The sequence below is a fragment of the Streptomyces corallincola genome (assembly GCF_019104725.1).
Taxonomy (GTDB): Bacteria; Actinomycetota; Actinomycetes; order Streptomycetales; family Streptomycetaceae; genus Streptomyces; species Streptomyces corallincola.
Genome location: NZ_JAHRXF010000001.1, coordinates 41,273 through 53,645, shown reverse-complemented (window position 1 = coordinate 53,645; position 12,373 = coordinate 41,273). Strand labels below are relative to the sequence as shown.

Sequence of the window (12,373 nt, the reverse complement as noted above, 5' to 3'; positions counted from 1 at the left end):
AGGCGGGCGCCTGTCGTGCGGTTCAGCGTGCGGTGAGGCAGACCATCGCGCTCGTCACCGTGGAGCCGACCAGCCACACGCAGGCGAGAGCCACATGACGGCACAGCAGGGACCGGCGCAGATCACGGTAGCGGGTCTCGTACTCGCCGCGGAGCCGCTTGGCCCGGTCGGCGGTGGCCTGGAGTGCCTGCCGGGTGAGGCCGAGCCGCTGCTCGCAGTAGCGGGCGGTGAGGTCCTCGGCCTGTCCTCCGGTCAGCCAGGGCAGGCGGTCGCAGAGGTGCACCGCCTCCCGCCGGGCCTGCTCGCGCTCGGCGTGCAGCAGGAGGAAGCCCTCCGCCTCGTTGGCGAGGCGGGCGGCGTCCTGTCCGACGAGCGGGCCGTCGGGCCGGTGCGGCGAGGTCACCGCCGGCCACCATCGGGTTCGGCCAGGTCACGCTTGCCGAGGTTGCCCTCGTGTTCCATCCGGGCCACCTCGGGGTGGTGCAGGTCGAACGCCGGGGATTCGCTGCGGATACGGGGCAGGGTCAGGAAGTTGTGGCGCGGGGGCGGGCAGGAGGTCGCCCACTCCAGCGAACGGCCGTAGCCCCACGGGTCGTCCACGCCGACCGGCTTGCCGTACTTGGCCGTCTTCCACACGTTGTAGAGGAACGGCAGCACCGACAGGCCGAGCAGGAACGACCCGATGGACGACAGCGTGTTCAGCCCGGTGAACCCGTCGGCCGCCAGGTAGTCCGCGTACCGGCGCGGCATGCCCTCGGTGCCCAGCCAGTGCTGGACGAGGAAGGTGAGGTGGAAGCCGATGAACAGCGTCCAGAAGTTGAGCTTGCCGAGCCGCTCGTCGAGCATCTTGCCGGTCCACTTGGGCCACCAGAAGTAGAAGCCCGCGAACATGGCGAACACGACGGTGCCGAACACCACGTAGTGGAAGTGGGCGACGACGAAGTACGAGTCGGAGACGTGGAAGTCCATCGGCGGCGAGGCCAGGATGACACCGGTGAGACCGCCGAAGAGGAACGTGACGAGGAAGCCGGTGACCCAGAGCATCGGTGTCTCGAACGACACCGAGCCTTTCCACATCGTCCCGATCCAGTTGAAGAATTTCACGCCGGTCGGCACCGCGATGAGGAATGTCATGAAGGCGAAGTACGGCAGCAGCACCGCGCCGGTGACGTACATGTGGTGCGCCCACACCGTCACCGAGAGACCGGCGATGGCGATGGTGGCGGCGACCAGGCCCATGTAACCGAAGATCGGCTTACGGGAGAAGACCGGGATGATCTCGGTCACGATGCCGAAGAACGGCAGCGCGATGATGTAGACCTCTGGATGCCCGAAGAACCAGAAGAGGTGCTGCCACAGCAGCGGCCCGCCGTTGGCGGCGTCGTAGACATGGGCGCCGAACTTGCGGTCGGCCTCCAGCGCGAACAGCGCGGCGGCGAGCACCGGGAACGCGAACAGGACCAGGACCGAGGTCAGCAGCACGTTCCACACGAAGATCGGCATGCGGAACATCGTCATACCGGGGGCGCGCAGGCAGATGATCGTGGTGATGAAGTTGACCGCGCCGAGGATGGTGCCGAATCCGGAGAAGGCCAGGCCCATGATCCAGAGGTCGGAGCCGACACCGGGACTGCGGATCGCGTCGGACAGCGGCGCGTACGCGAACCAGCCGAAGTCGGCGGCGCCCTGCGGGGTGATGAACGCGCTCACCGCGATCAGCGAGCCGAACAGGTAGAGCCAGTAGGCGAACATGTTCAGCCGGGGGAACGCCACGTCGGGCGCGCCGATCTGGAGCGGCATGATCCAGTTGGTGAAGCCCGCGAACAGCGGGGTGGCGAACATCAGCAGCATCACGGTGCCGTGCATCGTGAACGCCTGGTTGTACTGCTCGGCCGAGACGATCTGCAGACCGGGTCGCGCGAGCTCCGCCCGCATCAGCAGCGCCATGATGCCGCCGAGCAGGAAGAAGCCGAACGACGTGGACAGATACAGCGTGCCGATCGTCTTGTGGTCGGTGGTCGTCAGCCACTTGACCACCACACTGCCGGGTTTGCGCCCCCGGACGATCAGCTCGTTCTCGTACGCTTCCTCGGAGGCCGCGTCGGCATCCTGAGGTTCATTGACAATACTCACAAGTCGCCCGTCTTCCGCTAACGCGCCCTGCTCAGTGCAATCCCGCCCATCCTCGCGGGGTGCCGCGCGGGGGCGGGAGCCGCAACCGCCGACACGCCGCCATACGCGTGACGGACTCACACGAACGGCGCAGTTGCGGCAACGTCCGGCCGGGGCAGGCCCGGACGGTACGGAGCGGACCGGGGCGGTTCGGACCCGACCGGGGCGGGCCGAGGCGGGCCGAGGCGGGCCGGGCCGGGGGTGTGCCGTGATGCCCCCTCTGCATCGCGGCACGCCCCCAACGCGGTGGGCCGGGACCGTCAGGCGGAAGTCGGGCAGGGTCAGGCGGAAGTCGCCAGGCCGGGGACGAGGAGGTCGGCGGCGATGCCCGCCTTGTGCGGGGCGTAGTAGTCCTTGATGGCCTCCACCCAGGTCGTCACCAGGACCTGATCGGTGACGTCGGGCCCGAACGCGTCGAAGAGGTCGTCGATGTTGTCGCGCGCGAAGCCGATGGCGGTCATCAGGGCCACGAACAGCGGGCGTTCGATACGGCCGTCGCCGTCCGGATCGCCGAGCGCGGCGAGGGACACGGCGAACTCCGCGACGGTGTCGTCGAAGCGCTCTGGCGAGAGCACGCAGGCCGCGAACTCGTCGAAGCTGATCGTGCCGTCGCCGTCCGCGTCGAGCTCGGTGAGCAGGGTCGTCCAGTAGCGGTGGAAGGCCGCCCGCATGGCGTCCTTGGCCGCCTGGTCGGACTCGGACGCCACGGCGACGACACGGTCTCCCATCAGCGTGAAGTCCTCGGCGTCGAGCACGCCGTTGCCGTTCGCGTCGAACAGGGAAAACACGAGCGCGACCCGCTGGGTGGCCTCTGCGCGCATAACTCCGTCACCTTTCTCGCTGCTGGTGCCCGGAGCGGCCGTGCGGACACCGCCGCCACCGCTCCGTCCTGCCGGGCGGTGCCCGGCCGCAGGGAGGCTGTCCCCGTGACCGGCGCATATGCGGGCCGGTCGGCTCATTAGCCGGAAAGGGTGAACCAGGCGCGAAAGCAGACGAGTTGGAGTGCGGTGTGCCGCACGCCGGTCCGTCGCGCGCCCCTGAGACAGGCTCGGGGCCAATCCTGGGGCCGACCCTGGGGCGAACCCCAGAGCCGACCCCGGAACCGGCCCCGAAGCCGACCCCGGAACCGGCTCCGAAACCCACCTGGGGCCGCCCCGAGGCACCCCGTGACGCACCCTGACGCACCCCTGGACGATCACCGTAAGTGATCACCACGCCCCCTCCCCGACCAGTCGTCCACCCGCTCCGCCGACCCCCGCCGACGGCGTGCCGACGGTGTCCCCCGGCCGCCATTCGAGTGATCCCTTAGGGGTCCCGGCCGTCCGACCGGCCGCACAACGCCGGGCTGTACGGGGGTTTCCGGGGGAAATCGGTGATCCACGCGAAGTGGCACCCCATCGGTGCCCGACTGAGACTGATCTCGTCGGTTCGTGATCAGAAACAGAGCACGCGCTGTGAGCTTCCGATGGCTCGCCGGTCCGCCCGACGGACCACGAGCACCGGGGCCCGCCACCGGCGGTCACCGGCGACCGAGACGTCCTCCAGGAGATCGAATGGTGGAGCAGTCCTCCAAGATCCATATATCCGGGCCGGACGATGGCGCCATATCCGGACCGGACGCAGGCGCACTCACCGGACGCCGTACCACGGTGGCGGCGGAACCCGGCAGGGGGTGCGATCCCCGGACCGAGTGGATGACCCGACCCGAGCGGACGGCGGAAGCGACCGCCCCGGCCGCCGAGCGAATACAGACGACCGGCGAGCCGGTGCAGCGGACGGCCGAAGAGATACGGCCGAACGGCACGGCCGACACGACCGCCGACGCAGGCGGCACAGGTGGCAGCACCACCGCCCCGGTACCCGCGACAGGCCCCGAGCCCGCCGCCGTCACCCCCGAACCTCCCGCCGAGACCGGCCCCCCGGCCGACGGCACCGAGCGCGAGCTCGCCGCCGCCCTCGCGGACGTGATGGGCACCGAGAGCGTTCTGCCCGAGGCCCACTTCTTCACCGACCTCGGCGCCAACTCCCTGGTCATGGCGCAGTTCTGCGCACGGGTGCGCAAGCGGCCGGACCTGCCGTCGCCGTCCATGAAGGACATCTACAAGAATCCGACGATCCGCTCCCTCACGGTGGCCTTCGCGGAACAGGAGCGGGCGCGGACGGCCGAGGCACAAGCCCAGGCCCAGGCAGATGCCCAAGCACAGACAGAGGCACAGGCACAGGCAGCCGAGGCCCAGTCCCACTCCCACCTCACCGCCGAAGCCCACCCGCTCCAGCCCCAACCCCCCGCATCCGCAGCGGTGATGCCTCCGCCGCACGGCACGCCCCGCACAACTCCGGCCGCCACCAGTGCCGTCGAGGCCCCCCTCAGCACCCCGGATCTCGTGGCGCCGCTCCCCGTGCGCCCCCTGACGCACTTCCTCTGCGGCACCTTCCAGGCCCTCTTCTTCCTGGCCTACTCCTTCGTCGCCGGTTTCGTCGCCGCGCGGGGATACGAGTGGATCGCCAGCAGCAAGGGCCTGCTGACCGTCTACACGCGCTCCCTCCTCTTCGGCGGCGGTGCCTTCCTGACGCTCTGCGCCGTGCCGGTGCTCGTCAAGTGGCTGCTGATCGGGCGCTGGAAGCCGCGCGAGTTCCCGGTGTGGGGCGCGACGTACCTGCGCTTCTGGGTCGTGAAGGTGCTGCTGCACGCGAACCCGATGGCCCTCATGGTCGGCAACCCGCTGTACGTGCTGTACCTGCGGGCGCTCGGCGCGCGGATCGGGAAGAACGTGACGATCCTGTCCCGCACCGTCCCGGTCTGCACGGACCTGCTGACGATCGGGGAGGGTACCGTCGTCCGCAAGGAGGCGTATCTCCTCGGCTACCGGGCGCACGCGGGACGTATCCAGACCGGGCGGATCACGCTCGGCCGGGACGTGTTCATCGGGGAGAAGACCGCGCTGGACATCGACACCGCGATGGGCGACGGTGCCCAGCTCGGACACTCCTCCGCGCTGCACCGGGGCCAGGCGGTACCGGACGGCGCGCGCTGGCACGGCTGCCCTGCCGAGCCCGCGCAGGTGGACTACCTGCGGGTGGCCCCGGCCCCCTGCGGGACCGGACGCCGCTTCCGCTACGGCCTGATGACGCTCGCCCAGCTGTTCCTGCTGTACGTGCCGGTGGGCGTCGGCGGTCTGTACATGGTGTTCACCGAGGTCCCGGCGATCGGCAAGCGGCTCGATCCGCAGACGGCCGCGCTGTCCCGCTCGGAGCTGCTGTACGACGCGCTGATCCTGTCCGCCGTGCTGTTCGCCGGGTTCCTGGTGATCGGCGCCGCCGCCCTGGTGACGCTCCCCCGGCTGTTCGGCCTGGCGCTGAAGCCGGACCGGGTCTACCCGCTCTACGGATTCCGGTACGCGCTGCACCGCACGTCGTCCCGGCTGACGAACATCAAGTTCTTCTCCTGGCTGTGCGGCGACAGCTCGTACATCGTCCCGTACCTGAAGAGCATCGGGTACGACCTGTCGCGGGTGGAGCAGACCGGGTCGAACTTCGGGACCGAGGTGCAGCACGAGAGTCCGCTGCTGGTGAAGGTCGGTAGCGGCACGATGGTGGCGGACGGACTGTCCGTGCTGAACGCGGACTTCTCCAGTACGTCGTTCAAGCTGTCGCGGGCCGAGATCGGGCCGCGCAACTTCCTCGGCAACAACATCGCGTACCCGGCGGGCGGCCGGACCGGCGACAACTGCCTGCTGGCCACGAAGGTGATGGTGCCGCTGGACGGCGAGATCCGGGAAGGGGTCGGGCTGCTCGGCTCGCCCTGCTTCGAGATCCCCCGGTCGGTGGAGCGGGACAGCCGGTTCGACGACCTGCGCACCGGCGAGACGCTGCGCCGCCGCCTGGCCGCGAAGAACCGGTACAACCTGCGCTCGATGGTGCTGATGCTGTTCGTGCGCTGGGCGCACACCTTCGGGCTGACGCTGCTGGCGCTGGCCTCGGTGGATCTGTACGGGGTGGTCGGGCACGTGGTGATCGCGCTGTACCTGGCGCTGACGCTGACGCTCTCGACCCTGTACTACGTCGCCGCCGAGCAGCTGCTGCGCAGGTTCCGGCCGCTCACGCCGCAGTTGTGCTCGATCTACGACCCGGTGTTCTGGTGGCACGAGCGGCTGTGGAAGATCCCGTCCGAGTATCTGAACATCTTCAACGGCACGCCGTTCAAGAGTCTGGTCTGGCGGCTGCTGGGGGTACCGATCGGGCGCCGGGTCTTCGACGACGGCTGCTACCTGACCGAGCGGACGCTGGCCACGATCGGCGACGAGTGCACGCTCAACCTGGGCAGCAAGATTCAGTGCCACTCGCAGGAGGACGGCACCTTCAAGTCCGACGGGACCGTGCTCGGCGCGGGCTGCACCCTCGGCGTCGCGTCCCACGTGCACTACGGCGTGACGATGGGCGACGGCGCGGTGCTGGCCCCGGACTCCTTCCTGATGAAGGGCGAGGAGGTCTCCGCGCACACCCGGTGGGGCGGCAACCCGGCGGTGGACCTGCCCGATGCCGCCGCCCCCTCCCCCGGCGCGGTGCGCGCCCCGTCCCTGTCCGCGTCCGACGCCCCTGCGGCGACCGTGAGTTGAGAGGCCGATCCGATGGGAGTGCTGGTGGAAGAGGACCGGGAGTTCTGGAGCCGGGTGCTCGGCGCGGGTGGCGGCACCCCGCTGCCCCGCTGGACCGCGCGGCCGGTGCCGGGTACGGCCGGGTGCGAGGTCCGGGTTCCGGACGGTACGGCGCGGGCGGTCCGCGAGCTGGCGGAGTCGCTCGGGGCGCCGGTGGAGGTGCTCGCGCTGGCCGCGCACGCCAGGGTGCTGGCCGCGCTGTCGGGTGAGCGCGAGGTGGTCACCGGACGTGCGGTGGGCGTGCGGGGCGAGCCGCTCCCCTGCCGTCTGGGCTGCGGCGCGCGGTCGTGGCGCGACCTGGTCGCGGTGGCGCGGCGCGCCGACGCGGACGTGCTCGCGCACCGTGCCTTCCCGGTGGCCGGTCTGCGGCGCGAACTGGCCGCCGACGAGCCCTCGGCCGAGGCCGCGTTCGGGCCGCTCCCGTCCGGCGACTCCCTGGCACCCGGCACCGCCCTGCACGTGGAGTGCGCCGAGCGGGACGGCCTCATGGTGCTGCGGCTGCGGTACGACACGCAGGTGCTGGACGCCGGGAGCGCGGCCCGCGTCGGCGGCTACCACCTGGCGGCGCTGGCCCTGATGACCGCCGACCCCGACGCCGCGCACGCCCGGCAGAGCCTGCTCTCCCCCGAGGAGGTCCGCGACCAGCTCGACGGGCTGGCGGGGCCGGAGCGTGCGCTGCCGGACGCGCGGGCGCACGAGCTGTTCGAGGAGCGGGCGCGCGCCCACCCCGACGAGGTGGCGGCGGTCTGCGGCGAACAGCGGTGGACGTACGGCGAGTTGAACGCGCGGGCCAACCGGCTGGCGCGGGCGCTGCGGGCCCGGGGTCTGGGCCGCGAGGACGTCGTCGCGGTGGTGACGGAGCGGAACCTGGACTGGATGGCGGCGACGCTGGCCGTGTTCAAGGCGGGCGGGGTCTATCTTCCCATCGAGCCGCACTTCCCCGCGGACCGGATAGCGGCAACGTTGTCACGTGCCGAGTGCCGCCTGGTGCTGACCGAGTCGGACAGCACGGCGACGCTGGACCGTGCGCTGGAGTCGGTGGCGGGCGCGACCCGCCTGCTGATCGGGGAGGCGTACGCCGAGGACCACGCCGACGGCGATCTCGGTACGGCGGTGGAGCCGGGGCAGCTGGCGTACATCTACTTCACGTCGGGTTCGACGGGGGCGCCGAAGGGCGCGATGTGCGAGCACGCGGGCATGCTGAACCATCTCTTCGCCAAGATCGACGACCTGGGGATCGGCGAGGGCGCGGTGGTGGCGCAGACCGCTCCGCAGTGCTTCGACATCTCCCTGTGGCAGATGATCGCGGCGCTGCTGGTGGGCGGGCGGACGCTGCTGGTGCCGCAGGACGTGATCACGGACGTGGAGCGGTTCGTGGACACGCTGGCCGAGGGCCGGGTGGCGGTGGCGCAGCTGGTGCCGTCGTATCTGGAGGTCGTGGTCTCCTACCTGGAGCAGCAGCCGCGTGAACTCCCGGACCTGCGCTGTGTGTCGGTGACCGGTGAGGCGCTGAAGCGGGAGCTGGTGCAGCGCTGGTTCGCGGTGCGGCCGGGCGTGAAGCTGGTGAACGCCTACGGGCTGACCGAGACGTCCGACGACACCAACCACGAGGTGATGGACGCCGTCCCCGAGCGGGTGCTGCTGGGCCGGGCGGTGAACAACGTGCGGGTGCACGTGGTGGACGAGGACCTGGCGCTGGTGCCGCTGGGCGCGCCCGGTCTGATCGCGTTCGCCGGTGTCTGTGTCGGCCGGGGGTACGTCAACGACCCGGAGCGCACCCGTGAGGCCTATCTGACCAGCCCGTTCGCACCGGAGGAACGGCTGTACCTGGGCGGTGACTGGGGACGCTGGCATCCCGGCGGGAAGCTGGAGTTCCTGGGGCGCCGGGACAGCCAGGTGAAGATCCGGGGCTTCCGCATCGAGATCGGGGAGATCGAGAACGCGCTGCTGGGTGTGGACGGCGTACGGGACGGCGCGGTGGTCGTCGCGGAGCGTGCCGGGCACAGCAAGCATCTGATCGCGTTCTGCTCGGGACGGCAGGTGCCCGTGGAGGACGTGCGGGCCGCGCTGGGCGCCGTACTGCCCGCGTACATGGTGCCGTCGGCGGTGCACTGGCAGGACGCGCTGCCGCTGACCGCGAACGGGAAGATCGACCGCAAGGCGCTCACCGCGCTCGCGGAGGCGGAGCCGGAACCGGCCGGAAACGCAGCCGACGACGCGGCGCCGCTGACCCCGACCGAGCGGCGGCTGGCGGCGGCCTGGGCCGGTGTGCTGGGGGTGCCGGAGGAGCGGATCGGGCGGCGGGACCACTTCTTCGACTGCGGCGGCACCTCGCTGACGGCGGTGAAGCTGACGATCGCGCTGGAGCGGGCGGTGTCCCTGAAGGACATCACCCGGCATCCGGTGCTGGCCGATCTGGCGGGGCTGCTGGACGGCACCGGGCGGCAGCGCCCGGAGCTGCTCCAGCCGCTCACCCCCGCGGGCGGGGCGGATGACCGGGTGCTGGTCTGCTTCCCGTACGCGGGCGGCAACGCGGTGAACTTCCAGCCGATGGCGAGCGAGCTGGCCGGGCACGGGGTGCGGGTGCTCGCGGTGGATCTGCCGGGCCACGATCTGGCGGTGCGGCGGGAGCCGTTCGCGTCCGTCGGCGAGGTGGCCGACCGGGTCGTGGCCGAGATCGGCGCGCACGGTCTGACGCGGGTGATGCTGTGGGGCCAGTCCTCCGGTTCGGTGCTCGCCGTGGAGACCGCGCGCCGTCTCCAGGAGCGCGGGGTGGCCGTGGAGCGGGTCTTCGTCGGCGCGCAGGTGCCGGGTACGGCCGCCGGGCGGAAGGCGGGGCTGGCGGAGCTGGAGAACCTGAGCGACGCGGGGATCGCGGCCCGGCTCACCGCCGACGGCGGGTATGCCGAGCTGTCCGAACTCGACGCCGGGCACGCCGAACAGGTCGGGGCCGCCTACCGGCACGACTGCGCGGGCGCCCACCGCTGGTTCCTCGCCGCGCTGGAGTCGGGTCCGGCGGTGAAGCTTGCGGCGCCGGTGTCGGTGGTGCTCGCCGCCGACGATCCGCACACCGCCCAGGACCCGGACGGGCACCAAGGCTGGCTGCGGGTCTCCGACCGGGTGGACCTGCGCGAACTGGCCGACGGCGGGCACTACTTCACCCGCACCCGCCCGGCCGAGGCGGCCCGCGCGGTGGTCGCCGCCGTGGCACCCGTGACCTCCCCCTGAACCCCGGAAGGCCGGAAGGCCCCAGGGCCGGGTCCCGGCCACGGCACCAGGCCACCGCGCGACCGATGGACCGATGGACCGATGGACCGATGGACCGTCCCACGGACCCCACGGACCGACCGGCAGAAGTCTCCTGACCGCCCCGCCGAAGCCTCGCAGAACGGCACGACGGGCAACCGAAGGGAAACCGAGATGTCGTCCTCACCTCTGGCACCAGCACTCGACGTCGAGCGGCGGCCGGACGGACCTCCGGTCCTGCGCGTGGACCCGCCCGCCGATCCTGGCGAGTGGGCCGCGCGGCACCGCGAGGCGCTGCGCGCGCAGGTCGCCGAGCACGGCGTGCTGCTGGTACGCGGGCTGGGCCTGCGCGAACCCGCTCAGGCGGGCGCCGCGTTCACCGGGCTCGCGGGCCCCCTGATGACGGAGCGCGAGGCGTTCGCGCCGCGCGAGACGCTCGGCGGCGGGGTGTACTCCTCGACGGCGTGGCCCGCGAACCAGCCGATGTGCATGCACCACGAGCTGAGCTACGCGCTCCAGGTGCCCGGCCTGATGCTGTTCGCCTGCCTGACCGCCCCCGCCTCGGGCGGCGCCACGGCAACGGCCGACGCCGAGCAGGTGCTCCAGGCGCTGCCGACCGCGCTGGCGGAGCGGTTCGAGCACGAGGGCTGGCTGCTCACCCGGTCGTACAACGACGAGATCGGGGCGTCCCTGGCCGAGTCGTTCGGCACCGAGGACCGCGCCGGGATCGAGCGGTACTGCCGGGAGAACGCCATCGAGTTCGCGTGGCAGCCGGACGGTTCGCTGCGCACCCGTCAGCGCCGGGCCGCCGTGGTGCGGCACCCGGTGACCGGGCGGCGCTGCTGGTTCAACCAGATCGCGTTCCTCAACGAGTGGACCCTCGCCCCCGAGGTCCGCGAGTACCTGACCGACGTGTACGGGGAGGACGGCCTGCCGTTCAACACCCGTTACGGCGACGGCTCCCCGATCGGGGAGGACGTCGTACAGCTCCTCAACGCCACCTATGAGCAGCACACCCGGCGCGAGCCGTGGCAGGCGGGCGACCTGATGCTCATCGACAACATCCGTACCGCGCACAGCAGGGAGCCGTTCGACGGCGAGCGGCAGGTGGTGGTCGGCATGGCCGATCCCCGCAGCCTGACCGATTCCTGCCCGACCCCGGAAGCGAGCCGGCGATGACCGACATGATCCTTTCCCCCGAAACCCGGAGCGGTGTCCCGGACGATCCGGCGCCGGTGCCGACGTTCGCGGTGCTCTCCGGTGCCCAGGTCCAGCACGCGCTGGCCGGGCGCGAGCAGCAGATCGTGGACCTGGTGGAGGCGACGTACCGGCTGCACGGCGCCGGTGAGACGGTCAACCCCCCCTCGTACTTCCTGCGCTTCCCGGACCGCCCGAAGTCGCGGATCATCGCGCTGCCCGCGTCGGTGGGCGGCTCGGTGCACGTGGACGGGATGAAGTGGATCTCCAGCTTCCCGGACAACGTGCGCACCGGGCTGCCCCGCGCGTCGGCGGTGCTGGTCCTCAACGACCCGGAGACGGGCTACCCGTTCGCGTGCCTGGAGAGCTCCATCATCAGCGCGGCGCGTACGGCGGCCTCGGCGGCGCTGGCCGCGGACTGGCTGAGCCGGAACCGGACCCGCCCCACCCGGGTCGGCTTCTTCGGCACCGGTCTGATCGCCCGGTACATCCACACGTTCCTGGCGGGCAGCGGCTGGACGTTTGACCAGGTCGGCGTGCACGACCTGTCCCCGGAGAGCAGCGCGGGCTTCCGCGGCTACCTGGAGCAGTCCGGCGCGGCCGGGCGGATCACCGTGCACGAGCGGGCGGAGGACCTGGTCCGCGAGAGCGACCTCGTCGTCTTCGCCACCGTGGCGGGCGAGCCGCACGTCACCGACCCGGCGTGGTTCGCGCACAACCCGCTGGTCCTGCACGTGTCGCTGCGGGACCTCTCCCCCGAGGTGCTGATGGCGTCCGCGAACTACGTGGACGACGTCGAGCACTGCCTCAAGGCGGACACCTCGCCGCATCTGGTCGAACAGCGCACCGGCAACCGGGACTTCCTGAACGGGACGCTGAACGACGTGATGCTGCGGCGCTCCACCCCGCCCACCGACCGCCCGGTGATCTTCTCGCCGTTCGGTCTCGGCGTCCTCGACCTCGCCGTCGGCAAGTACGTCTACGACCAGGCGACCGCGTCGGGCGACCTCCGCGTCATCGACGACTTCTTCCACGACCTGCGCCGGTACGGCTGAGACACGACCTGCGCCGGTACGGCCCGCAAGCCCAGGCACCAGGAGGTC

At 71.4% G+C, this 12,373-nt stretch carries 7 protein-coding genes; 4 read left to right on the top strand and 3 right to left on the bottom strand.

Annotated elements, in window-relative coordinates; all coding sequences use genetic code 11:
* Positions 1-22: 22 nt before the first annotated feature.
* The 3 genes from KUM39_RS00245 to KUM39_RS00235 all read right to left on the bottom strand — a co-directional run bounded on the left by KUM39_RS00245 (position 23) and on the right by KUM39_RS00235 (position 2,993).
* Positions 23-403 carry a hypothetical protein gene (locus KUM39_RS00245; RefSeq protein ID WP_217783235.1) on the bottom strand — a complete coding sequence of 127 codons (381 nt, stop codon included), beginning with the start codon at positions 401-403 and terminating at the stop codon, positions 23-25.
* Positions 400-2,133, bottom strand: a complete 1,734-nt coding sequence (ctaD, locus tag KUM39_RS00240; RefSeq protein WP_217783234.1) for an aa3-type cytochrome oxidase subunit I — start codon at positions 2,131-2,133, stop codon at positions 400-402. The genes KUM39_RS00245 and ctaD overlap by 4 nt, the downstream gene beginning before the upstream one ends.
* A 320-nt stretch (positions 2,134-2,453) precedes the next feature.
* Positions 2,454-2,993, bottom strand: a complete 540-nt coding sequence (locus KUM39_RS00235) for an EF-hand domain-containing protein (protein ID WP_217783233.1) — start codon at positions 2,991-2,993, stop codon at positions 2,454-2,456.
* A gap of 1,146 nt (positions 2,994-4,139) precedes the next feature.
* On the opposite strand from KUM39_RS00235, the gene KUM39_RS00230 reads away from it, so the two are divergent.
* The 4 genes from KUM39_RS00230 (at position 4,140) to sbnB (ending at position 12,325) form a co-directional block, all read left to right on the top strand.
* Positions 4,140-6,788 carry a Pls/PosA family non-ribosomal peptide synthetase gene (locus KUM39_RS00230; RefSeq protein ID WP_246619381.1) on the top strand — a complete coding sequence of 883 codons (2,649 nt, stop codon included), beginning with the start codon at positions 4,140-4,142 and terminating at the stop codon, positions 6,786-6,788.
* Positions 6,789-6,800: 12 nt separating this feature from the next.
* Positions 6,801-10,055 carry a non-ribosomal peptide synthetase gene (locus KUM39_RS00225; RefSeq protein ID WP_217783232.1) on the top strand — a complete coding sequence of 1,085 codons (3,255 nt, stop codon included), beginning with the start codon at positions 6,801-6,803 and terminating at the stop codon, positions 10,053-10,055.
* A 192-nt stretch (positions 10,056-10,247) separates the two neighbouring features.
* Complete coding sequence (locus KUM39_RS00220; protein WP_217783231.1) at positions 10,248-11,252, top strand: TauD/TfdA family dioxygenase; 1,005 nt, start codon at positions 10,248-10,250, stop codon at positions 11,250-11,252.
* Positions 11,249-12,325, top strand: coding sequence for a 2,3-diaminopropionate biosynthesis protein SbnB (gene sbnB / locus KUM39_RS00215; protein WP_217783230.1), 1,077 nt, complete (start codon positions 11,249-11,251; stop codon positions 12,323-12,325). Before KUM39_RS00220 ends, sbnB begins: the two co-directional genes overlap by 4 nt.
* Positions 12,326-12,373: the final 48 nt, after the last annotated feature.